This window comes from Mesorhizobium loti (genome assembly GCA_014189435.1).
Taxonomy (GTDB): domain Bacteria; phylum Pseudomonadota; class Alphaproteobacteria; order Rhizobiales; family Rhizobiaceae; genus Mesorhizobium; species Mesorhizobium loti_G.
The window spans coordinates 6323044-6348043 of sequence record CP050293.1 but is presented as its reverse complement, the minus strand read 5'-3'; the positions used below and the strand labels follow the sequence as shown (position 1 = coordinate 6348043).

Genomic DNA, 25000 nt, shown 5'->3' with positions numbered 1-25000 from the left:
GGTCCGGTCGGCCCGATCTCTTTCTGATTCCAGGCGCGAACAGCAGCCAAGGACCGTAGTGGCGCAGGGTACGCGATATTTGAGGCCCAGAGTTGCTTCGCCATGCGACACAGCAAGAGATCAGGAGGAATGAAGGCCGGCCTTCAGCGAGCTGACGCGGCGCGCAGACGCCGGCCCGGGGCCGCGCATATAATGGAGCTCTGGCCGGTAGCGCGGTGCGACGAATTCGCGAAAGGCTAGTGCCAACTGCGCTACCACGCCTTTTCCGCCCACCACCGATATGCCGGCCGCCTCCGCATCTTTCAGGAATGCTATGCACGACCATATCCACAGTTTCGCGGTCATCGAGGTGCTCCTTATGACCTTTTGACGCCCGGCGGACATGGCGGCAAAGTCCGCGAGGCCGACGCCGATACGGTCTTCGCCAATAGACCGCTTGAACAAAAGACCGCATCGTTTTGGGTCGCGGTGAGAAGTCCCCTTGAAGTCACGGACGACAGCAAAGCTACCCCTACGGCCGTGGCCAAGAACACGACGGCAACGCCGAACAGCAGGTTACGCGACATCATTGTCCTAACCTCACACGCCGGTGTCGATTTGGAACAGCGTCTTTGCGCCCGGCATATCTGAGACAGCAGCAGCAAGAACCGTGCCACGTCTGGCATGGGCGGATTTCGCGCCAGACTGATCTTTTGGACGCGCGCCCTGCCGGCTGGGCTCCGGCAGAAGCGCCAACGGCCGCCGGGTCACGTCATACAAGTCGATTAGGACCGACGTGAACAATGCAGGTGGTATCTGGGAAGACAGCAAGGTCGTTACCGACCAGGGGCTTGTCACCAGCCGCAACCCCGGCGACCTCGACGCCTTCTGCGACAAGCTCACCGGAGGAAATCAGGGAAGGCCGGCACGACAGAAGGGCCGCTGCCTAATGCATGTCGCGCAAAAGTGGCCCCGGTTTTGCGAGAACGACATGCATAAAGCAAAGACCTAAAGCGCGTCGCCTGAATCCGCTCAAACGCGACGCAACGCATTCCATGGAATGGTTGCACTGGGAAACATCGGCGCAGCGTTTTCCAACAGGCCGGTCACGTATATTTCAGGCGCTCTTCGCGCCACCAGCCTTCCGCAGCGATGCCTGGTGCACCAGCGAGGTCCAGCTGTTGGTCGAGGCGAGGTGGCAGTAGAGCATGCCGAGCGCGCCTGATTTCCTGAGGTCGAGAAACGCCTCGTCGCTGAGTTTGTTGAAGGCCGGCTCGTCGATCACCTGGAAGTCGGTGAGGTTGAGCACTTCGCCGCCTTCCAGCGTCACCTTGCTCTGGCGCGGTGCGAACAGGCCGTGCGCGTCGATCTTTTCGATCATCGCGCGGGTGGCGTTGAAATCGATCTGGAACTGGTTGCAGAAGGCGAGCGCCTGCCTGGTCGCTTCGGTCGGCTCGCTGCCGGTGAAGAAAGGCGCGATCTTTTCGTCGCGGAACGGCGCCAGCAACTGGTCGACGACGCGGTCGCTGGCGCGGTCGACGCACAGCGTCAGCCGGCCGGCCGCCTTCGGGTCTTCGGCCATGATGAAGGGATAGCGTCGGACATAGGCGGGGATGTAATGCGGCCCGATCCATTTGCCGTCGGCGTCGACGAACAGGTTTTCGTCCTGGCGCACGCCGGTGATGATCACCGGCGCCTTGGCGGCGCCGATGAAGACGATCGGGTAGGAGCGCATCGCCGCCGGCATTTCCGACGCCACCACCGGAATGGCGTGCGCCGAGCGGGCAAAGCCGAAGTCGGCGCGCGCGGTCAGGCCAAGTGAGCCGTGCCGCGCCGGGTTGAGCGCCTCCGGCCTGGAATAGAACAGCGGCATCGCATCGCTCGCCCCATCCGTCTTTGCATCCGCCATCGTCCGTCTCCCGCAAGCCGATCCGGCCGCCAATGGTCCCGAAGCCGGGATCTGTTGTTGTTTGCACTGAGCTTGGATCGAAAGGAATCCCGCGCAGGAACAAAGTACTACAGCGTCTCTTGCGTGCATAAAAGGACAAGCGGTGCTGTATTTTGGGTTTGCGGCGACGAATTGTCTTGCGGCACAGCCCGGCAGCCTGCCCGCCTCTGGACAGCTTACGGCGAAGCGGCGACAGTGCCGCCGGCAGCGGACAAATTGAGGCAAACGGGATGGCGTCGGTATCGGATTTCGAACAGGGGCAAACCTTCACCATCGAAGCCGGCGGCCAGCAGATCCCGCTCGAGCTGAGCGCGGTCAACCCCATCGCCGCCAGCCCGCGCCCGGGCGGCGGTTTCTCGCTGCTGTTCAGGGGCCCGCGCGAAATCGCGCTGCCGCAGGCGACCTATCTTTTCACCGGCACAAGCGGCTCCCACGAGATCTTCATCGTACCGGTCGCGGCCGATGCGGCGGGGCGGCTATACGAGGCGGTGTTTAATTAGCGTTCGGTTTTGGGATGCAGGCCTGCCGCACTATGACAGGGCCAATGCGACAATCTTTGCCGTCGGCGCTGCCCCTCACTGTCCTGCCGGACATCTCTCCCCGTAAACGGGGCGAGAGTAGCTGGCCCCGACGCCGGCGCGCCTTTCTTGCGGCGCCGGAGATTGGCGAAATCGGTGGCGGCAGCGTCCCTCGCCCCGTTTACGGGGAGAGGATGCCGGCAGGCAGGTGAGGGGCAGCGCCAACCGACGATCATGGATTGCTATCGACAGGCGGCGCACAAGCCATCAGATCGTAGACGCCCTTGTCCTCGACCACCGCGAAGCCGAGTTCGACATAGAGCTGCCTCGCCGGATTATGCTTCTCGACGTGGATCGAAGCTGATTTGCCGGCTAACCATGCCTCGTCGACGAGGTCGCGCAGCAGTGCCGTGCCGCAGCCCTTGCGGCGATGTTCCGGCAGGAAGGCGATGTCGATGATACGGTGCTGGCTTGGCCAGCGCTCGATATAGAGCCGGCCGATGTCTTGGCGATCGCGTTCCACCACCAGCCAGTCGGCCTCGGGATAGTGTTTTCGGTAATGCGCGTGCTGCGCCTGGAACTGCATGTCGAGGAAGCCGGCCTTCTGCGCGTCGGTCCACGCCGTCACGGCGAGTTCATCCATGCGCGTCGAGGCATAGAGGCGCGACAGGAAGGGCATATCGGCATCCGTCGCTGCACGGAAGCCGAGCCCGGCCTTGTCAGACCGGGCCCACACTGGACGGGGATGTGCCTGCTTCGCTTCTGCCACGCTACCGGAAATCAACCGTCAGACCGGCGGCGTCAGGTCGCGCACCACGATGGCCTGGTTGACGTTGCTGTCGGCAAGCGACACCCAGGAATACTCCCACTCGGTGCTGTCGATGCTCATCTGCGACAGCGTCCACAGCGAGTTGGTGTTGCCGGCGGCGCCGCTCAACAGGCTGAACAGTGCGAGGCGGCCGTCGGCATTGTAATCGAGCATCAGCCGCGTGTTGGAGCTGGAAGCGTTGAAGTCGCGCCATCCCGACCAGTTCTGCGTGGCAGCGTCATATTGAGCGTTGAACGAGTGAACATGCTGCTGGTCGGACGCGACAAGCATGATGTCGCCATCGCCTTCGATGCCGGCTGCCAGCGTATACTTGCCGACCCTGCTGTACTCGGTCATCGCCCAAGGCGTCCAGCTGTCGGTGCCGGCGGGCTTCTGGCGCGTGTGCAGGGCCTGGCCGCCCTTCGTCAAGGCGAACAGATTGGTGGCACCCAGCGGACCGACAACCGGCGCCATGACGGCGAAACCACCGGTGCCTGGAGTGTCGATCTGCACCCAGCCAGTCCAGTCTGCAACCTTCAGCGCCTGCGCCTTATTCTGCTGGCAGCGATAGAGATTGGCGCCTGAATTGATGCCGAACAGCGCAATGGTCCCGTCGGCCTGGCGTATCGCCGAGATCGACACCAGTCCGCCGGGAATCTGCAGCCAGTCGCTCCACATCTTGGCGGGCGGGACGAGCACGTCGACGGTGACGACGATGGGCGTGGAGGTGCCCGGCGGCGTGACGGTTTTCTGCACCTGCACGATCTGGTCCGGATTCTGGTAGATCCACCAGATGCGGGCCTGATTGTCGAGCACGAAGAGTTCGATGCGGCCATCGACATCGCGCGCCATCGAAAAACCGTAGTAGCTGGCGGCGCCGGGCGGCGCGCCGATGTTCATCGGCGCGGTCCATTTGTCGATCGGGCCGACCTGGTTGGCGTCCTCGGTGATGAAGAACAGATTGGGGCTGCCTGACAGCTGGGCGACGACAGCCACCCTTCCGTCCTTGGTGATGCCGGCCGTCATCTGCACGAAGGTGCCGGGAGCGATGATCGACCAGGCCGCGGGCCATGGTCCGTTCGGCGCGGTCTGCGCCTTCTGGATCAGGCGCCCGGCCGCCGAATCGATGGCCACCACCATCAGCCGCGACAGTTCGAAGAAGGACGCGCCGGCCGGCATGCTCTGGAAAACGGGCGGGACGCTGGATCGCCGCGAGCGGGCACCAGTCGTGCTCTTCGCGACAGTCGGCGCGGCCTTCGTGCTTGGCGCTTCGGACTTCGTTGCTGCTTTCTTGGCCATGGTCCCGATCCTGCTTGTTGCCTGGTGTCAGCCTCTTGGCGGAAAAACGCCTTGCAATGCGATGCAGAATGTAAGCGCCAGGTAGGGCTGCAGATTGTTGTGGGGCAGTGAACTGCCGGTAAGCGAAACGGCCTGAACGTTCATCAGCGCCAGATTGTTTGCGGTATTCGATTGATAGATCGTGCCGGCCTTGGAGCGGCCAAGAAATTCCGTTGGCGACGGAGCCTTGAGCGTCCCGTTTTCGGTGGAAGCAAAAATATTGTGGTTATGGATCGGCATTTCGGAGCTGATCAGGTTCACCGCCGTGCTGCCGCCGGTCTCGCCCAGAAAATGGTCGCTTCCGCCCACTGAAGCCCCCGGATGCATCGGCGCCGACCCGGCCAAATTTGGCAGCGCGAAAGTCGACTTGCCATCGCCGCCATAGGTGGTGCCGAGCAAGGAGAACAGCGCCGTGTTTTGCGAGAGGGGCAGCAACTGACCATCGCAGGTCGCCCAACCCGTGGGCGCGAAATTGAATCCAAAGATGCGAATTTCGGCGACGAACGGGTCAGCCATGACAGTCCTCTTAGGTCTGCGTTGGGAAAATCCCGAACAACGAGATGATGAAATTGACGCACAGATAGGGCATGAAATTGTCGTGCGGGGTGCTGCCACCAGCGGTGGTCAATGAATTGCCGGCAAGTGCAGGCCCCGCGACGTCGATGACATAGGCCGAGATCGTCGGGGAGGTTGCCAGGATGTTGCCCGCGGGATTGGGGTCGGACGCCGTGTTCGACGACGCCATCAGGGCATGACCGTGCGCCGCGATCTGGTTTGTGGTCAGCGTCACGGATTCGACGCCGGCAGCCTCGCCGATCGTATAGGTCTGACTCATCCCCGGCCCCTGGCCCGCGTGGATAGGAATGCGGCCGCTGAGGTTGGGCAGGGCGAACGTCTCCTGGCCATCGCCGCCATAGGTCGTCCCGATCAAATTGAACAGCGTCTCGTTTTCGGATATCGGCAGCAAGCTGCCATCGCAGAAAGCCCAGCCAGCCGGCGCAAAATTGCCGCCAAACATGCGAATCTCGCCAACATAAGGTGAGCTCATTGCCGCTTCCTCTAGTTCTGCGACGGGAAGATGCCTTGCAGGGCGATGACGATGTTCAGCGTCAGAAAAGGCTGACGGTTTTCGTGCGGGTTGCTGCCGCCGACGCTGGAGATCGATCCAGGGTTCAATGTCGTCAGATTGGCATAGGCTGCGTAGAGGACACCCACTTCGCGCGCCAGTACATTGCCGGAGGCCGTGTTCTTGTCGCCTTGCGTCTGTGACGCATTGATCAGATGGTTGTGAGCCGGCATTTCGCCCTGCGTCAGCGTGTGAAACTCTTCTCCACCGCTACCGCCGACGACCGCTCCAATGGAACCGCCAGAGTATATTGGAACTCTGCTTCGAAGATCAGGCAGAGCAAAATTAACCCTGCCGTCACCGCCATACATTGTACCAAGAAGCGAAAATAGAGCCTGATTTTGATTTATCGGCAGTAGCTGCCCGTTGCAGAACGCCCAGCCCTTCGGCGCGAAATTCCAAGAAATAACTTTGAGTTCACCTATGAAAGGCGTGCCCATCTTGGTTCCCCCACCTACCCTTGACGCAATCTAGCCAGTTTCACTTCTGTCGTCGACAAGTATTTATCAACAGAGCAAAAATTAATACCGGCCCAGTACGCGCATTGGTTAACGGAACACTACCAACGACCTGCCCGCGATCATCACGGCGTGGGCGGCGGCAGAACCGGCGCGACTTGATTGAAGAAGACATTGGTGTCGACGCGCATCGTGTTGCCGGGCGCGCCGCTGGCGGTGAGCCCGTTCACCGTAGCGAGGGCATTCGCATTGGCCTGCGTGACATTGACATGGTCAGACCCGCCAGGCGCGCCGCCGATTCGCACGGTGGTGTTGGCGCCGCTGGCATTCGCATTCGAGAAGGTGTTGCCGCTCACGAGAGCATTGATGACGCTGGCCCCAGCGGTATTGAAATTGTTGATGTACAGTCCCCGGTCATCGAGGATGTCGCGGATCAAATTGCCTGTCAGCGTGATATTGAGGGTGCTCGCCGAATTCTGGGCGCCGTTGCCCGACTGAACGAGGATGCCCTCGAAGCCGCTTCCGGCCCCATCGCCCACGCTCTGCACGATGTTGTTGGTGACGCTCAGCGTCATGGTGCCGCTGGTGGACTCGTCGTGAATGTCGATGCCGTTGCCGATCTGCGCTCCCGAACCCGCGACACCCTGCGTGCCGACGGTCGTGTTGCGCAGGAAGCCCGTCACGGTCGCGGTGCCGAAGTGATTGACGGCTATACCGACCGCGCGGTTGTTCGTGACGAGGTTGTTGTTCACGTCGAAGTTGAGCGTGCTGGAACCGGTAGCCGACAGCGTAATGCCCGAATTGTTGGTGTCGAACGTGTTCAGGCCGCCGGCGGTGCCGTCGCCGAGATGGACGTTGAGCGTGCCGTCGTCAACTGAGCCCGCGAAGCCCGTTGCGGTGAACGTCGCCGGTGCCGACAGGTTGCCGCTAAAGGTGTTGTGCGTTGCGTGAACCGTCGCGGTCGGCGTTCCGGCGAGGCCGCCGGTGGTCAGGACGATCTCGAACTGATCGCCCGCAACCGTCGAGGCGCCGTTGTTGGAGAAGGTGCTGTTGGTCACCACCAGGTCGGCCAAGGTACCGCCGGTGTTCTGGATGAACACGTTATGGACGTAGGCATTGCTGACCGTGAGGTTGTCGAACGTCGTCAGGTGCGTCGCGTCGCCGGTCAATTCGAAGAGGTAGATGTTGCCCTCGCCGTTGCCAGTCGTCGAATTGCCGCTGCCGGACACGGTGTCACGGTTCAGCACCAGGCCGTTCACGCCATTGCCGAAGATGCCGTTGCCCAGCGAGCCGGTGATGTTCATGTTGGTCAGGCTGACATTCTGTGTCGAAGTCAGGCTGACGCCGTCGCCGGTCGAGTTCTGGATCGTGCCGCCGCTGCCCGCCGTCGCGCCGGTGCCGGTCACCGTCAAGCCGCCCGAGCCCGTATTGTTGAGCACGATGCCATTGGCTGCACCATTGGACGCAATGCTCTGGAACGTCAGCCCGCTCGCACCGATCGTCGTGTTGACGACGTTGAGCGCCGTGCCGGTGGTGGACGCAATGCTGTTGACGATGCCCTGCACCGTCACCGTGCCGCCGCCGGTGGCGCTGAAGCCGGTGCCGCTGGTGGTGCTGATGGTCATGCCGCCACTGGTGAAGTTGATCGTGCCGCCGGTGTTGCTGTTCAAGTTGACGGCGGTGTTGGCGCCGGTGGTCAACATCTTCGCGCCTGAGAAAGTAATGGTGCCGCCGGACACGTTCTGGACGCGCAGGCCGAGCGCGTTGGGTCCCATGTTGATGACATTGCCGAGCAGCGTGACGTTGTTGGCCGTGCGGTTCTGGATGTCGACCACCCGTCCCGCACCGCCGGTCGTCAGCGCCGCGTCGCTGGTGATGGTGGCGCTGCCGCCCAGATTGGCGAAGGCGGTTCCGGTTGTAGTGGTGACGGCGTTGAGGCCGCCGCTGATCGTCACCGTGCCGGTGCCGGAAATATCGAGGCCGGTTCCCGACTGGGTGTTGATGTTCAGGCCGCTGCCACTGAAAACAACGCTCGCGCCGGTGTTTGCGATGCTGACAGCCGTTGCACTCACCGTGCTGATCGTCTTCGTCCCACCCGAGAAGGTGATGGTGCCGGCGGCGTTGTCGGCGAGGAAGATGCCGGTCTGGCCCGACACAATGTGCGAGATGTTGCCCGACAGGGTTATGTTCTGCGCGCCAGCCATGCGGTCCTGGATGTCGATGGCTCGTCCGGTTCCGCCGTTGATGCCGCCCGCATAGGTAAGGCCCGCCGTGCCGCCGGTGTTGGCGCCGCCGGCGCCGTCGCCGATGAGGATCGTTGCCGCGCTGCCGCCAGCGAGCGACCCGGTGCCGAGATTGACCGACCCGATGCCGGCAACGCCGTTCATGACCACGGCGCTGGTGCCGCCGGCGCCCTTGTTGGTCGTGGCGAAGTTCAGGCTGCCGGCGACGGTGATGCCTTGCAGGTTCATCGCGATGCCGCTCGTCGTCGTGATGGAATTGCTGGCGCCGGTCACGCTGACCGTACCCGCGCCGGTGGCGCTGAAGCCTGCGCCCGTGGCGGTGGCGATCTTCAACCCTCCGCCGCTGAAGTTCATTGTCACCGGGCTGCTGTTGCCCGCAAGGTTGACGCCAATGCCCGCACCGGTGAGGTTGATGTCGTAGCTCGTGCCGCTGACAGTGTAGGTGCCCCCGGTGTTGTTGGTGATGGCTATGCCGGTGCCGGTGCCGGTCAAGCTGTTGGACGCACCCGACAGCGTCACGCTGCCGCCGGCATTGTTGTCAATGGCTATGCCTACGCCGGAGGTGTCCACCGTCAGATTGCCGCTCAGGGAAACCAGACCCGCCCCGACAAGCCGGTTGGCGACGGCGACAGCCAAGCCCGTACCGTCCGATTTGGTGACGCTACCGGAATAGCTGACTGCGGTCGTGCCGCCGCTCACGATCAATGCAACGCTCGTGGCGCCGCTCAGCGCGCCGGAACCAAGGGCGACGGTGCCAGTGACGTTGGATGCGCTAACGTTATATTCACCACCCGTCGATGTAGTCGACGTAAAGGCAATACCGGCTGCGACATTCAACAAGTCCACCGCCTGTGCGCCAGTGGAGTTCACCGTGCCCGTCGTCACGTTGACCGTGCCGCCATCGCTGGCGAAGAAGCCGGTGGTGCCGCTGGTGACGATACCGAGGTTGGAGAAGCTGACGGTCGAAGCCGTGCCGTTGTTGTCGATCGAGACCGCGGTGCCGGTCAGCGTCGAGAACGTACCGAGGCCGACCGCGCCGGTGAAGCTGACCGTGTTGGCCACCGCCGCGCCGGAAACGCTGATGCCGCTCGCCGTGCCATTCGCCACGACCGACCCGGCAAAGCCGAAGCTGCCGCCACTGCGGCCCGTTATCGTGACCGCCGTGCCGCTCGACGTGTCGGGGACGCCGACAAAGCTCGCCGCATCGAACCCGATGATAGCGTTGCCGCCGGTAACCTTGATACCGCCGCCCGCGCCGCCCGTGACATCGACATTGGTGCCGATGATCGTGCCTTGCGGGCCGGATGCACCGCCGAAGACGATACCGGTGCCGGATGCCGCCGTGGTGACGTTGAGGTTGGTCAGCGTCGTCGTGCCGGTTGTGTTGCGGATATCGAAGGCGATGCCGGTGGCGCCGGTGCTGAAGACGTTGGTGATGGTGGTGTTGAGCGCGTTGACGATGACGTCCGACGCATTGCCGACGAATGTCACATTGTTGATAGTGGTGTTGAACGACGGGGTAATCTCGACGCCGGCGGCGGCGAAGTTGCCGATCGTCATGTTGCTAATCTTGGTGCCTGTGGCACCCGCGCCATTGTCCTTGATGCCGCGCGCTGCGCTCGCGGCACCGTCGAGGATGAAGCCGTCGATGATGTTGTTCTGACTGCCGAGCGTGATGACATTGTTGCCGGCATTTGTCGTCAGCGTCGCCGCGCCACTGCCGACCGGGGCGATCGATATCGTATTGCTGGCCAGTTTGATCGGATTGGGCACAGTCAGATCGAGGTTGATCGCACCATTGCCGAAGCCGCGCACCTGTTCGCCTGCTTGCAACGTCAGCGTATTGTCGCCCCCTGCCGCCGTGATCGCGGTGCCGTTGTTGATGAGGACGATGATGTCGTCGGGGCCGGCCAGCAATTCGGCGGTGGCAAGCGTCATCGGATTGCCGCCGTCGCTACCGGAACCGTTTCCACCACCGACAGCACCATTGCTGTCAACGAAGTAGATCTTGCCGAGGCCGAAGCCGTTGCCAGGGTTGGACTGGAAGTTGACGTCTTTGAAATTATAGGTGCCGTTTGTCGGCGCGCTCGTCGCGTCGATGCCGACATTGGCGATGACGGTCGAACCCTGGTCGTCGTTCGATTCGCCGTCGCCATAGGTGAAGGTGAGATTGGTCGCGCTGTCGAGGAACACGCCGGTGCCGACGCCGGTAATAGTCGAATCATTGCCGGCGAGCGCCACGGTGTCTCCGAGCCGCACCGTCTGACCGCTGCCACCGGCGCCGCGCAGGTCGACGGCGATCGTGCCGGTGTTGCCGTGGCCGTCGACGTGGAAATCATTGGCCGTGATGGCCGCATTGATGGTAGCGCCGTTGAGGCTGAGGCCAACGGCGTTTGGCCCGCCGAGCCCAATGTTCAGGCTGCCGAAATTCACCGACGCGCCAAGCGTGCCGCTGACGAACACACCGGTACCGGTGATGCCTTGCAGGTCGACGGTGCCGAGATTGATGACGCCTGGTCCACCAACGTTGGTCAGCACAATGCCGTCGCCCGTCGTTACACCGGTGGTCGAGACACCGTCGAAACTCATGCCGCCAGCGCCGACCACAACGGTATTGAGGTGCAACGCGATGCCGCCGCCCGTCGTTGTGATGCTGTTGTCGGCGAGGAGTGCACCGACGCTGATGGTACCGCCGCCAGCGGCGTTGAAGCCCTGCCCGGAACTGGTCTTGATAACCAGGCCGCCATTGCTGAAATCGATGGTCCCGTTGGGATTGCTGATCAGGCTGACGGCGTCGGTTGCGCCTGAATCGATCTTGACAGCACCGGAGAAGGTGACGCTGGCCGCCACGCCGCTGTTGATGTTGGCAACGACGATCTGGCCGCCGTCCCCGATTAACCCGTCCGTCAAATTGCCCGACAGCACCACCGAGCCACCGGCCAGCGCCTGGATCGAAGCCGCGGCACCCGTGCCGTTGCTGGCAATTGTGCCGGCATAGGAGATGACCGCGCTGCCACCACTCAGATTGAAAGCAGCGCCCGAACCGGTGTTGGTCAGCGTGCCGCCGCCAAGGACGAGCGTGCCGGTGAGGTTCTGCAAATTGATGCCGTTGCCGGCGGCGAAGGTAGCGGTGGTCGAGGTCAAGGTGCCATTGACATTGGCCGATGTGATATCGACGGCAGTGCCGGCCGATGCGACGACGGACTTTGCCCCGACACCGGTGAAGCTGACGCTGGTGTTGGCCGGCGTGGCGCCGCCGACGACGCGGAAACCCGTGCCGGTGGACGTTTTGACATCAAGCGTGCCGTCGAAGGTAACCGACGTGATGCCCGCCGCATTCTGGATGTTGGCGCCGCCTCCAGCGCTGGTCGAATTGTCGATCGTCGTGTTGCCGAACGTATAGCCACTGCCGGTCGAATTGAGGATCTCGATGCCGGCGCCGCCCGAGGCCGTGACGCTGACCGCGTCGAGATCGATCGCGCCGCCGCTGGCGCCGCTGATCAGCACGCCCTGTGCGGCTGCGTTGGTCGAGGTGATGCTGTCGAAGTTGACGCCGCCGGCGCCGAGTGTGCCTTGCAGCGACAGCGCCGTCTGGCCCGTCGCGTTGATCGTCGTCGAGCCGGCATTGGCGACGGTCAGGACATTCAGTCCCGAAAGGCTGAGGCCAGTGGCGAGGGACGTCGTGATGTCGAGGCCGCCGTTGAAATTGACGGCGCCGCCGGCGGTGCCGCCCGAGATCGAGACGCCGTTGCCGCCGGTGATCGTCACCTGGTCTGTGAAGGTGACCGAGCCGCCGGTGCGGTTGGCGATGTTGATGCCGCCGCCGGTCAGTGTTCCCGGCGTCGCGCTGTAGGGCAGGACGCCGCGCGATACGGTGATCGTGCCGGTGCCGCCATTGACGTCGAGCAGCGTGCCGGCAACGTTGATGTTGTTGTTGATGACCGACAGGGTGCTGTCGAGCCCGACGACCTTGACTGCGGTCTGGCCCACCGCGACATTGGTGATGGTCACGCCTTCGATGGTGATGCCGCTGGTGTTGGCGAAACCGCCCGCACCCTGGTCGACGAGGAAGGCAGCACCGGTGGCGCCGCTGAAGTCGAAGGCGGTGTTGCGAACGGCATTGTCGCCGAGCAGATGCATGAAGTCGCCCGTGCCGGTAACCACGGCCGCGGTGCCGGTGATGTTGCCACCGGTCGCGCCGAGATTGCCATCGACATTGGCGGGCTGGATCGTGCCGGTCGAAACGACGCTGCCATTGCCGAAGCCGGCAATGGTCTGTCCCGAATCGAGCGTGAAGGCGGTGGCGCCGAGATTGATCGAACCGACGAAGGCGAAGTTCTGCGCGCCGGTCAGCGCATCGGCGGCGGCGAGCGATATGGTGTTGACGCCCATGCTGAGATTGCCGGTCGTGCCGGCGAGAATGAAGCCGCCTATCTGCGAGACCAGGGTGACCGAACCGGGCGCGGTTTCCAGATTGGCGCTGCCGAAGGGGAACTTCACATCGTCGAAATCATAGTGGCCCTTCGTCGAATCGAGCCCGACCGTGTTGACGGTGAAACCGCCGGGCGCCGTGATGTTGATGGTCGATTGCCGCCCGTCGGTCGAATCGCCATCGCCGAAGGTGAAGTCGGCCTGGGCCGATGTCGCCGTGGTGAGGCCGGACGAGAGGTCGACGCCGATGCCGACAGTGTTGATCTCGGAGCCGCGCAGGAAGGTGATGACCTTGTTGCCCGTGGTCGAAGACAGATCGATGCCGCGCGAGGTCAGCGCATTCGTGCCGGTGATCGTGGTCAGGCCGAAATCGGCGGTCGTCGACGAGCCGCTGAAATCGATGCCGGTCTGGCTGGCGCCCGCGCCGAGCGTCACATTCGTCGTGCCGAAGGTCACGTCGGCGTTGGTGAGGGCGAAGTTGATGCCGGCCGAACCGACCGTCGAGCCCATCGTCACGCTGGTGGTGCCGAAGGTGACGGCGCCGGCATTATTGCCGATGCCGATGCCGTCGGCGCCGGCGCCCGTCACCGTAACCGCTCCGAAGGTCGCCGATGCGGTGCTGGCGACATTGGCGACGACCAGGCCGGTGGTCGTGGCATTGGTGATCGACAGCGGGGAGGCAACATTCAAATTGGCCGTGCCGGCAAGGCCGACAACAACCGCTCCACCACCGCCCGTCGCCGTCAGCGCCGAACCGGTGAAGCTGATCGCGCCGCCGGTCGGTGCCGTCGTCTGGCCGATGCTGAAGAGATTGCCGGTGCCGGTCGAGGTGACGCTGCCGCTGAAGGTCGCCGAACCGCCGGTGATGCCGTCGACCTTGACCGCCGTGCCCGGGGAGCCAGCCGAACTGGAGATGGCAGCCGACACCGTAATAGTCGCGGTGCCGCCGGAGACGACGACGCCGTCGCCGCTGCCGGAATTGGTGATGGTGCCGCCGACCATCTTGACCGTGCCGGTCGAGTTGGAGATGGCCAACCCCTCAGCGCCCGCCGTAATCGCCAGATTGGTCAGCGTAATTGTACTTGCCGCCGCTTGACCATCGATGCGTATGGCCGCGCCACCGGCAGGAGTGGTTGCGCCAATGGTGCCTCCGCCAATGGTCACATTGTGGTCGACGCCATTCTGAATCTCGATACCATTGCCTGTCACGCCATCAATATCAACGGAACCTATGTCCACGGTGCCTATGCTGCCGCCGACGAGATTGACGCCGTCGCCGCCTGCTCCATCGATCTTGATCGAGTCGAATGTGAAGTGATTCACGGCGCTCGTGGCGTGAATGGCATCACTGGCCGCACCGCCGATCGTAACGTCTCCGAGGGAGACGGCCCCACCGCCCATGGTGTCAAAGCGCAACGCATTCTGAGCGGTGACAACTCCCGTGGTGATGCTGTCGAACGAGATCCCGCCCGCGGCGACATCGAGCCCGACCATATTGATGGCCTGGCCGGTCGCGGTGGTGATTGTGTTGGTTGCGGCCGATGAGATACCCAGCGTGCTGACGTTGGTGGCGTTCAGCCCGATGCCGGAGGTCGTGTTGATGATCAGGCCGCCATTGAACGCTATAGCAGTGGAAGTGTTGTTGCTCAGGTCGATCGCATTGGCCGCACCCGTATTGGCGGTGATCTTGCCGCCGAACGTTGCGGTGCCACCGGTCATGGTGGTGATTCTCACCGCGCTTGCGGCAGCGGTCTGACTGATGGTGCCGTTATAGGTGACGTTGGGCGTGGAGCTGGTGATGGAGAAGGCGTTGCTGCTCGTGCCGGCGATGGAACTCCCTGTCCCGAAGGTCAAGGTTCCGCTCGAGCCACCGACAATGCCGACGCCGATGCCACCGCCGATAATATCGAGGTCGTCGAAGCTGGCGCTGCCGTCGAAATTGGTGGCGATCAGCCCGACATTGCTGGCGTTGGTGATCTTGGTGTTGCCGGTGAAATTGAAGGTCGCGCTCGAACCGATAATCGCGATGCCGGTTTGGCTGGCGCTCTGGATGTTCAGATTGTTGGCCGTGACCGTACCGGTCGTGCCGTCGAGCATAAGGCCGATCGTAGCGGCGCTGATCGTCACCCCGTTGATAGTCGAGCCGGCGCTGCCCGATCCGTCGATCGCAAAGCCGGAGCTGCTGACAGTAAGGTTTTCGACGACATTGCCATTGGCCAGGTCGATGGTGTTGCCAGCCGAATTGTTGAGCGTCGCGCCGCCATTGCCGAAGGGATCGGCCTGCGTCGCGCCGGCTACAACATTCGTGCCGGTGACATTGGCGGGCGGCCCGCCCAGGTTCACCGAAGCGCCATTGGCGAAGGAGACGATCGACTGGCCGTCGGCAAGGGTAAAGCCGTCGCCATCGGTATCGATGCTTCCGGCCCCGGTGTTGACCAGGACGAAGATCGTGTTGGCAGGGGCCGCCAGCGCGTCCGCCGCGGTGGCATTGATAAGGTCGTTGACGGTCGAGCCGTCACCGGCGTTGGTGCTGATGGCACCGACGTAGATAACGTTGGCAATGTCGAACAGCTGCGGACCGTTCAGCACCGTGGTGTTGAAGGCATAGGTGCCGCTGCCCGGCGACAGGCCGCGCATGTCGAGCGACGCGGTGACGCCTGATATCGACGCGCCGCCGGCCGCGCCGAACGAGAACGTCGTGTTGGCGGTGGTGCCGGCCAGGCCGTTGGTGCCCATCTGGACGCCGGTGTCGACACCGGTGATGACGCCGCTGCCGATGGTCACCGAGCCGCCATTGGTGCCGGACAGGTCGATGCCGATCGAGGAGGCGCCGGAACTACCGCTGACGTCAAGCGTGGCGGCGGTGAAGGTCGAGGTGCTGCCCGACAGGTCGAGCGCGGTGGAGCAGTTGCACAGGCCAGTGATATCGATGTCGCCGAAGCTGATCGTGCCGTTGCTGCCAACGACGTCGATGCCGCTTCCGGCCGGCTGGTCGATGGTGACGGCGCCGCTGAACGAAACGGCGCCGGTGTTGTCTTCCAGCCAGATGCCGTCGCCCGGATCGGTCATGCTGACCGGTCCGCTGAAGGTGAGCGTGCCGGCATTGTGGTTGGCGAGGATGCCCTCGCTGTAGATATGAGTCAGCGTGACCGGCCCGCCGAAAGTGACCGCGCCGTCGGAATTCTGGACCCTGATACCGGTGCCGCCCAGGGCGGTGATGTCCGAGATGTCGACGGCTCCGAACGTGAAATCGGCGGTGCTGTCGGCGATCCCGAGGCCGAGGATCGAGGTGTTGCTGACCGTCGTTGCGCCGGAAACGGCGAAATTTCCCGACACGCCTGCGAACGCCGCGCCGAACAGGCCGCCGTCCTGCGTCAAGCTGGTCAGCGTCACGTCGATCTTGGCGCCGAGCACGGCGACGGCGACCGCGCCATTGCCGGAGATCGTGCCGGCGGTGGTGCTGAATGTGCCGGTGGTGGAGAGGACGCTGATGCCGGCGCCGGAATTGTCGGACGCGTTCAGCGTCTGGAATGCGTATGTCCCGTTGCCGTCTATGAGCAGACCGCTGCCGTTGTCCGACAGCGTCGTCGTGCCGGTGAAGGCATAGCTGCCGTCGCCTTCGATATGCAGGCCGTCGCTGGCATTGCCCGTCGAGGTCACATTGTTGGCCGAGACGTTGCTGGCGCCTTCAAACAGCAACCCGTCCAGGCCCGCTCCGCTGACATTGACGCCGCTTATCGTCACGCCGGTGACGTTGTTGCCGTGGATGCCGGTGCCGCCGCCTGGATTGGCGTTCGAGACGTTGACGTCGAGCAGCGAGCTGTTGTTGGCCAGCGTGACGGTGTCCGCGCCGGCTGAACTGGTGAGCGTCGCCGCGCCGCCGCCGTCCGAGATCGCCACATCGTGCTCGACATTGTCGCCGGTGACATTGACCGGAACACCGCCGAGCGAAAAGGTCCGCCCATTGCCGAACGAGGCCAGCGTCTGCCCGGCGGTCAGCGAGAAGCCGTCGGTGTCGTCGATGGCCGTGCCGCGATTGACCAGCACGAAGATCGCGTCCGCGTCGGTGTTGGCATCGGCGGTCGCGATCGAGGCCAGGTCCAGCAGCGAGGAGCCGGTGCCTGAGCCCATCGCCGAGGCGCCGACGAAGATGACATTCTGCACGTCGAACAGCTGCGCACCGCTGAACGTGGTCGAGCCGAAAGCATAGTGGCCGAGCGTCTGGTTGAGGCCGCGCGCGTCGAGCGAAGCGGTGACGCCGGCAATGGAACCGCCGCCGAAGCTGAACTCGGCATTGGCCGAATTGGCGAGCGAACCCGCTATGCCGAAGCGCACGCCGGTGTCGACACCGGCGATCGCGCCGCCATTGGTGATGACGATCGTTGCCCCGCCAGCACTCGGCGAAGTCAGGTCGATGCCGATCGAGCCGGCCGCACCGCTGCCGGTGATGTTGAGCGACTGCGCGGTGAAATTGGTTTTGCTGCCGGAGAAGTCGAGGCCGGTGCCGACACCCAGGCCGGAAATGACGATGTTGCCGGCGACCACCGCCGCATTGACGCCGGCAAACGATATGCCGTCGCCGCCGGGTGCCGAGATGGCGACGTCGCCGAAGCGGATCGCTGCCGGCGAATTCGAAATGGCGATCGCCGGTCCCGTCGTGTTCGAGATCGTCGTCGCACCGTTGACGGTGAAGCTACCCGAAACATTCTCGAGCACGACGCCCGACGTGCCGCCGCTCTGGCTGATCGAATCGAGCACCACATGCGCGGTGATCGGGTCGATGAAGACCGCGGTGCCGCCATTGCCCGATACCGTGCCGCCGGTGGTGGTGAAGGTGCCGCCGGTCGACGTGCCCTGCACGGTGATGCCGCGGTCGGCATTGTCCTTCGCATTGACGATGGCGAAGGTGTAGGTGCCCTTGCCGGTGATATCGAGACCGTCGTCGAGATTGCCCTGCAGCAACGTCGTGCCGGTGAAATTGTAGGTACCATCGCCTTCGATGTGCAGGCCGTCGAGGCCGTTGCCGGTGGCGGTGAAATTGGAACCGGCGATGCCGGTCGAGGTGCCGGTGAAGTCGGCGCCGTTGCCGCCCGCACCGGTGACCGTGACATTGGTCAGCGTCGCGCCGGTGATGTTGTTGCCCAAAATGCCGTCGGCGCCGCCGGTGACGGTGATGCCGTTGAGCGTGTTGCCATTGCCCAGCGTGATGACGGGGTTGGCGACGTTGGTGCCCTGGATCGTGCCGTCGCTGCCGCCCAGGTTGAAGGTGCTGGTGCCGCCGCCGAAAAGCTTGGCGGTGACGCTTTCGCCGCCGCCAATGACAGTCTGGCCATTGGCAAGCGTCACGCCGCCGGTCGTCAGATTGCCGTTGCCGCCAAGCGCCACCACAAAGCCGCCGCTGCCGGCTTTGGTGACGGCGTCGTCCAGCGTCGTCGGGTCGGCCTGCGTACCCGCACCGGCCAGGCCGCCATCGGCGAAGTAGAATTTGCCGAAGGCCGCATTGGTGGCCGCGTTGATGGCAATGCGCGTCGTCGTGCCGCCGGTGAGTTCCTGCGACTGGATCCGGACGCCGATATCGCCGCGCACCCGTTCGTTGACGCGCTTGCGCAGGCCCTCGCTGACTGGATAGACCGGGTCCGCCTCGCTGATGGCCGCGGTCGTGTCCGAGCCATGGCCCGGGTTGAACGGGATGTTCAGCCGCACGCTGCCGGCGAACTGGGTGTCGTCACGATTGTCGTTGCGGACTTCGCCGGCCAGAACCAGTTCAGTACCACTGCCGAAGACATCGCCGATCGTGTATTCGAAGCCGGCCTTGGCGCCGGTGACGCTGTGGTCGTTGCCGTGCGGATCCTCGAAGTGATAGCCGCCGATATCCAGCCGCAGCGAATGCTTGTCGGGCAGGTTGATCGGCACCTGCGCGCCGATCTCGCCTTCGATGCCCCACGCCGCGTAGTCGCGGTGATCGAGGACCGAGATCTGCTCCATCAGCTGGTTGCTGACCATCGACAGGGTCGAGCTGGTCGAGTGATCGGTCGAATCGCCCTTGATCGGCAGATAGACATTCACATGCGCATCGAAATGCGAGGTGATCGCCTCGGCGCCGAGCGTGGCCGATGTGAACTGGTTGGAGTTGTAGTTCTCGACGTTGAGATAGGCGTAGCCGCCGATCATCAGGTCCGGGTTGACGATGCGGCGAATGCCGAGGCCGACATCCTGGCCGAAACTGTCCTTGAAATCGTGCTTGGCCCGGACATCCAGGAACAGCACTGATTCGGCCGTCTGCTTGAGCGGGATGAAGCCTTCGAGCGCGGCGTTGCCGCCATTGTTGTCGGCGCCGATGATGGCGCGGATCTGCGGCTGCCACAAGCCGTTCGGATCGCCATGGGCGGCCAAGCCGGAAAGGCCGAGCGCCAGCGTCGTCAGCGCTGTCGTCTTCCACAAATGCCTGGCAATTCGCGAACGGCGATAGCCGGCGCGCACGCGGAAATCTTCCCCACGCGCCGCCATCTCACCAACTTGCCGAGAATTCTCGGTAGTTCCCATCCCTGGCGAGTCCTTCCGGGACTACACGTCCCCAGAAGAGTTCTTACGCGAATTCTATTGTATAGCGAGTCTCGAGCCCTTCGATTTCTAGGGGCTTCCTGCAAAATTGCTCGGTGTGTCCGAAAGGTCACAGTACTTTTGCCGGCTTTCTTGGCTCCCACGCAGCTTCCGGAACAGTCCCGAGTGTTGTATCAAGCCCCTCCTGGGAGAATACCTGGCAGGGCGAGGAAACATGCAAGCCATCCGACAAAAGAACATGGCACTTATTTTAGCGAAGGCTAATCTACTTGGTGTGATCGCGGGGTTCGCCGCCCTGTCGCTGGTCCTGGCCGCCGGGCCAGCCCTTGCCGAAGACGCAAAGCCGGTCGAAGCAAAGGAAGCAAAGCCCGCCGACGCCAATCCATGGGCGATCAATTGCTCCAGCGGTTCATCGACGGCCGAGCTTCAGTGTCAGGTGTCGCAAAACCTGACCGAAGCCAAGACCGGTCAGCGTGTGCTGACCGTGACCGTGCGCCGCGACAAGGGCAATGGCAGCCTGGCCATGTTGCTCGCTTTGCCGCACGGCCTGTTCCTGCCGTCCGGCGCCTCCTACCAGATCGACCAGGGGCAGAAGACGACCGTCGCCATCCAGACCAGCGACCAGAACGGCGCCTACGCCGCCGCACCGCTGTCGCCGGAACTCATCGCCGCCATGAAAGCGGGAACCAACCTCAACATCGGCATGGAATCCGTGACGCGAAAGCCAGTCACCATTCCGGTCTCGCTGGCCGGCTTCACCGCCGCGATCGACAAGCTGGAAGCCATCAAATAGCGGTTCGGCCCGCTGGTCCTTGTAGCAGTCAGGGCGCAGTTCAATTTGTCGAAGTCAGCGCCGCCCCTCATTGCCCTGCCGGGCATTTCTCCCCGTATAGGAACGGGGAGAAAGAAGCCGGCCGCAACGCCGGCGCCCTTCTGCAGAACTGGTCATTAGCGAAAGCGGCGACGAGCGTCCCTCTCCCCGTCCCTATACGGGGAGAGGATGCCGGCAGGCAGGTGAGGGGCGGCGCCGGCGCCCCGAAAGGATGGCGGAGCGAATCCAAACCTAAAGCGATTGCCAGACCACCTGCCCGGCATCTTGCCGCTTGATTGTCCCCACCCGGAATGCTCCGTTGCCGCTTCGGACATTCGGAGAAACCCATGACAGGCTTTGTCGACCGCCAGCGCGCGGCGCAACTGATGGACCGCGCCGGCATCGAGGCGCTGGTGCTGTGCGCGCCCGAAGCCTTCCACTATGCGACCGGGGCCTCGATCGGCCCGGCGGGACTGTTCCGGCGCGCCGGCGCCGGCTTCGTCGTCATTCCGGCTGACCCGGGCCTGCCGATCGGCGTCGTGGTGGCGGATTTCAATGCGGGACAACTGCAACGGGCTCTGTCGGACACTGTCATCCGCAGCCACCCGATCTGGATCGAAACCGCCACGCTTGACGCCTCGACCTCAGGGCAAGGGCTGGCGCAACGCATCGAGGCCGACCTTGCCTCGTCCGGCCGGGCGCCTGGTTTTTCTCGACCCGCGACATTCGAACTCGTCCATTCCGTCGGCGCGCTGAAGCATATCCTGGTCGGGTTCGGTCTTGACCACGCAAGGATCGGCGTCGATCTCGATTTCATCGCCGCCGCCGATTTCTCGGCCATGCAGGCGCTGTTGCCGGCCAGCACCATGGTCGACGGCTCGGCGGTGCTCGACAGGCTGCGGGCGATCAAATCGCCGCGCGAGATCGACCTGCTCCAGCAAGGCATCATCCTGTCGGAAGCCGGGCTGGACCGGCTGCAGGTTGATGCCATGGCCGGCATGCGCCAGGCCGATCTCATTGCCCTCTACCGGCAAGGTGTCGCCACGGCAGCGGCCGGACTGGCCCATCCGGTCGCCACAGCCGAATATGTGACGCTCGGCGCCCGGGCCAAGGCTGCCGATGCGAAAGCCATGCCCGGCGATCCGCTGAAGTGCGACATGGTCTGCACGGTCGGCGGCTACGCCTCCGACATGTCGCGCAACTTCATTTTCGGGCCGCCATCCGCCGAGCAGGCCGAACTGCATGCGATCGCCGAGCACGCCTTTGACGACGGGCTGGCATCCCTCGTTCCGGGAACCATGTTCGCCCACGTGCACCAAGTGGCGACCGACAGCCTGGCACGGCAAGGGCTGCGCTCCTACCGCCGCGGTCATTTCGGCCATGGCGTCGGCCAGTCGGTCTTCTCAGAACAATGGCCGTTCATTGCGGCCGACAGCGATGTCGTGATCGAAGCCGGCATGGTGCTGGCCTTCGAGATCCCGCTCTACATAGACGGCCTCGCCAGCTTCAATCTCGAGGACCAGTTCCTGATCACGCCGGACGGCCCTGTTGCCATGAACCGCCTGCCGAGACGGCTGGAGATAATCGGTTAGCCGGCTTTGCTCTGCGCAAATCGTTGTTCCAAGACCTGTCATGCATCGTTCGTTTCAGCGGGCTGCTGCAACTCCTGGAGATCGGCTAAAGCTCCCCGCCTTCGTCATCCACGGGCGGAGCAGGAGCGAAGCTCCGTCGCGGAGACCCGAGGATCCATGCCGTGACCTTGGCCGAGGAATGCAGCGGAGCAGAACTCTGTACCGTGGCGACGCTTTGAAGTCGCGGCATGGATCCTCGGGTCTGCGCTGCGTCGCTGCGCTCCTTGCTCCGCCCGTGGATGACGAACGATAGAGCGATTCGGCCAATCTCGAAGCTGCGCGCACGGTGCCAAGCAGCTAACCACTCACCGCCGGCCGCCTCTCCCTCCAAGCCATCTCTTGCTCCAACTGTGCCGACGCGGCCAGCACCGTCGCCTCGTCGCCGTAGCGGCCGACCAGTTGGACGCCGATCGGCACGCCGCCTTTCGACCAGCCGAGCGGCAGCGAGATCGCCGGCTGGCCGGAAATGTTGAAGGGGAAGGCAAACACCGAGTCCGCCCATTTGGCGTTGTAGCGGTCGATGTCGGTTTCCGACATGTCGTAGTAGCCGAAAGGGCGCGGCAACTGTGTCAGCGTCGGGGTGATGAAGAGATCGTAGGCGCCAAGGTCGCCGACGATGTCGCGACCGATCTGCCGCAATTGCTCGACATCGGAGATGTGCCTGGTGCCGCTGGTCGCGCGGCCGCGCTCGATGATCGCAAAGGTCACCGCCTCTACGTCGTTTGGTGTCACCGGCCGGCCGATCACCGTTTCAAGATAGTCGAAGGTCGCCGCCGTCTGCACGCAGGTCATGTTGGTGTAGGTCTTCCACACCGCATTCGCCTCGAGCGGCATGTCGTGCTCCTCGACATGATGGCCAAGACGCTCGAGCACTGCCACGGTTGCCAGCACCGCCGCCTTCACCTCGGCATCGATCACGGTGCCGTTGGGCGGCGTGACGGAAAAGCCGATGCGCAGCTTCTTCGGCGTTCGCGCCGACAGGCTGAGCCAGGAACCATCGGGAACCGGCGGCGTATAGGGGTCGCCCGGCAGGGCGCCGGACACCGCGTCGAGATAGGCAGCGGTGTCGCGCACGGTGCGCGAGCAGCACAGGAAATAGGCGCCGCCATACCAATAATCGCCGAACGGCGCGAGGCTGACGCGGCCGCGCGACGGTTTCAGCCCGACGATGCCGCAGCAGGAGGCCGGGATGCGGATCGAGCCGGCACCATCGCTGGCCTCGGCGATCGGCACCATGCGCGAAGCGATGGCCGCGGCCGCACCGCCGCTGGAGCCGCCCGGCGTGATGCCTTCCTTCCACGGGTTCTTGGTCACACCATAGAGTTTTGGTTCCGTCGTGATCGACCAGCCGTTCTCCGGCGCGTTCGATTTGCCGATCAGCACCAGCCCCGCCGCCTTCATGCGGCGCACGACCTCGGTGTCGAAGTCGGCGACAACGTCCTTCAGGTAGAATGAGGAGTTGGTGTTCGGCGCCCCGGTCCAGGACGAGGCCAGCTCCTTGAGCAGGAACGGTACGCCGGCGAAGGGTGCTGATTTGTCGACCGTCTCAGCCTGGGCGCGCGCCATGTCGTAGAGGCGATGGATGACCGCGTTGAGCGCCGGGTTGAGCCGCTCGACCAGTGTGATCGCTGCCTCCACCAGTTCCGCCGGCGAAACCTGGCCGCCGCGCACCAGCCCGGCCAGGTCGAGCGCGTCGGACTCGGCATAGGTTTTCAGCAGACTGTCGGTGACCATGTCTCTCTCCCAATTTTTCAACGTCGTTCGTTGATCTTGCCAACGTTGACGCCGCCCCTCATCCGCCTGCCGGCACCTTCTCCCCGTATAGTGACGGGGAGAAGGGAGACGCTCCAACGCTGACGACCCCCTCTCCCCGTTCTTCACGGGGAGAGGGTAAGGGTGAGGGGCAGCGCCGACCTGAAACGATTGCCGCCAGCAGCCGGATTGCGTCAGGCCAGGTCGATGGTCCGCCCCAGCGCGATGCTCTGCTCGGCGGCCAGCACGATGCGCAGGCTGTTCACCGCCGCATCCATCTGCTCGGTCAGATCGAGATCCTCGCGGATGGCGCGCAGGAAGAAGGCCTGCTCGCGGTCGCAGAGTTCCTGGTGGCCGGGCTCGTCCTCCATGCTGACGATCTCGTCGGGCTTCGAGAAATTCTTGTCGCCGTCGACCGCGGCATAATGGATCTTCAACGCATCGGTCTTGGTGTGGCGGTCGATGTCGGCGGAGTTCGAGACCTCGGCGGTGTCGGCAGCGCTGCTCGCCTGCTGGCCAGCGACGATCGACACCGCGCCCTTGGGGCCGACCACGTCCTTCACGAAATAGGCCGTCTCGCTCATCATCGGGCCCCAGCCGGCCTCGTACCAGCCGACCGAGCCGTCATCGAAGGTGACGTGCAGATGGCCGTAATTCTGCTTGTCGGCTTCCGCCCACAATTTGGCGCCGATGCCGTGCACGCGCACCGGCTTGGCGCCGGTCAGCTGGCACATGACGTCGACATAGTGCACGCCGCAGTCGACGATCGGGATCAGCGAATCGATGAGGTTCTTGTGCCAGTGCCAGGCGCTGCCGCTGCTCTGCTGGTTGAGGTTGAGCCGCATCACCAGCGGCTTGCCGAGCGTCTTGCCGACCTCGATAAACTTGATCCACGAGGGATGGACGCGCAGGATATAGCCGAGCACCAGCTTGCGGTTCTTGGCCCGCGCCGCCGCAACCACCTTCTCGGCATCCTCATTGTTGGTGGCGAGCGGCTTTTCCATGAACACATGGCAGTTGGCGGCGATCGCTTTCAGCGCGTATTCGGCGTGGGTGTTGGGCCAGCTGTTGATCGAGACGGCGTCGGGTTTCGCCTCCTTCAGCGCCTGGTCGAAATCCTCATACAGCGGATAGCCCGCCAGTTCGGCCGGGATCTTCGTGTTGCTCTTGATCGAGCGGCTCATGATGCCGACGATCTGAAAACCCTCGGAGCGGTGATAGGCGCTGGCATGCGACGCACCCATATTGCCGAGACCCACCACCAGCACTTTTACCTTGTCGGCCATGTCAGCCTCCCAAATTCTTGATCGGATCGCGGACGGCGAGCCGCCGCATGTATGTTTCGACGGGCAATTACGTCAGGTCGGCGCCGCCCCTCACTGTCCTGCCGGACATC

At 63.8% G+C, this 25000-nt stretch carries 13 protein-coding genes and 1 pseudogene; 4 read left to right on the top strand and 10 right to left on the bottom strand.

The features are described from left to right. Positions 1–120 precede the first annotated feature (120 nt). The gene (locus tag HB777_30385; protein QND62443.1) at positions 121–345 is read right to left on the bottom strand and encodes a hypothetical protein; all 225 of its coding nucleotides are present in this window, start codon (positions 343–345) and stop codon (positions 121–123) included. Positions 346–736: 391 nt separating this feature from the next. On the opposite strand from HB777_30385, the pseudogene HB777_30380 reads away from it, so the two are divergent. Then, a pseudogene (locus HB777_30380) lies at positions 737–929 on the top strand (protease). A gap of 167 nt (positions 930–1096) precedes the next feature. Here HB777_30380 and HB777_30375 read toward each other — a convergent pair. Further along, positions 1097–1888 carry a SapC family protein gene (locus tag HB777_30375; protein QND67829.1) on the bottom strand — a complete coding sequence of 264 codons (792 nt, stop codon included), beginning with the start codon at positions 1886–1888 and terminating at the stop codon, positions 1097–1099. A 269-nt stretch (positions 1889–2157) separates the two neighbouring features. Between HB777_30375 and HB777_30370 the strand changes: the two genes are divergently transcribed. Further along, positions 2158–2427, top strand: a complete 270-nt coding sequence (locus HB777_30370; protein ID QND67828.1) for a hypothetical protein — start codon at positions 2158–2160, stop codon at positions 2425–2427. Positions 2428–2677: 250 nt separating this feature from the next. Here the strand turns inward: HB777_30370 and HB777_30365 are convergent, their stop codons facing one another. From HB777_30365 to HB777_30340, 6 genes are all read right to left on the bottom strand, one after another. Next, positions 2678–3229 carry a GNAT family N-acetyltransferase gene (locus HB777_30365; GenBank protein QND67827.1) on the bottom strand — a complete coding sequence of 184 codons (552 nt, stop codon included), beginning with the start codon at positions 3227–3229 and terminating at the stop codon, positions 2678–2680. A 3-nt stretch (positions 3230–3232) separates the two neighbouring features. Next, complete coding sequence (locus HB777_30360; protein ID QND67826.1) at positions 3233–4552, bottom strand: hypothetical protein; 1320 nt, start codon at positions 4550–4552, stop codon at positions 3233–3235. A gap of 27 nt (positions 4553–4579) precedes the next feature. Next, positions 4580–5107 carry a phage tail protein gene (locus HB777_30355; GenBank protein ID QND67825.1) on the bottom strand — a complete coding sequence of 176 codons (528 nt, stop codon included), beginning with the start codon at positions 5105–5107 and terminating at the stop codon, positions 4580–4582. Between the two features lie 10 nt (positions 5108–5117). Next, complete coding sequence (locus HB777_30350) at positions 5118–5639, bottom strand: phage tail protein (GenBank protein ID QND67824.1); 522 nt, start codon at positions 5637–5639, stop codon at positions 5118–5120. A gap of 11 nt (positions 5640–5650) precedes the next feature. Continuing rightward, positions 5651–6157, bottom strand: a complete 507-nt coding sequence (locus HB777_30345) for a phage tail protein (protein QND67823.1) — start codon at positions 6155–6157, stop codon at positions 5651–5653. A gap of 143 nt (positions 6158–6300) precedes the next feature. Continuing rightward, positions 6301–19356 (bottom strand): hypothetical protein, encoded by a 13056-nt coding sequence (locus HB777_30340; protein QND67822.1) that lies wholly within the window; start codon positions 19354–19356, stop codon positions 6301–6303. A 268-nt stretch (positions 19357–19624) separates the two neighbouring features. On the opposite strand from HB777_30340, the gene HB777_30335 reads away from it, so the two are divergent. Beyond that, positions 19625–20203: an invasion associated locus B family protein gene (locus tag HB777_30335; protein QND67821.1), complete on the top strand. Its 579-nt coding sequence runs from the start codon at positions 19625–19627 to the stop codon at positions 20201–20203. Positions 20204–20568: 365 nt separating this feature from the next. After that, positions 20569–21813, top strand: a complete 1245-nt coding sequence (locus HB777_30330; protein QND67820.1) for an aminopeptidase P family protein — start codon at positions 20569–20571, stop codon at positions 21811–21813. A 336-nt stretch (positions 21814–22149) separates the two neighbouring features. Here HB777_30330 and HB777_30325 read toward each other — a convergent pair whose 3' ends face one another. Then, complete coding sequence (locus tag HB777_30325; protein ID QND67819.1) at positions 22150–23586, bottom strand: amidase; 1437 nt, start codon at positions 23584–23586, stop codon at positions 22150–22152. A gap of 212 nt (positions 23587–23798) precedes the next feature. Then, positions 23799–24890, bottom strand: coding sequence for a Gfo/Idh/MocA family oxidoreductase (locus HB777_30320; GenBank protein QND67818.1), 1092 nt, complete (start codon positions 24888–24890; stop codon positions 23799–23801). Positions 24891–25000 lie beyond the last annotated feature (110 nt).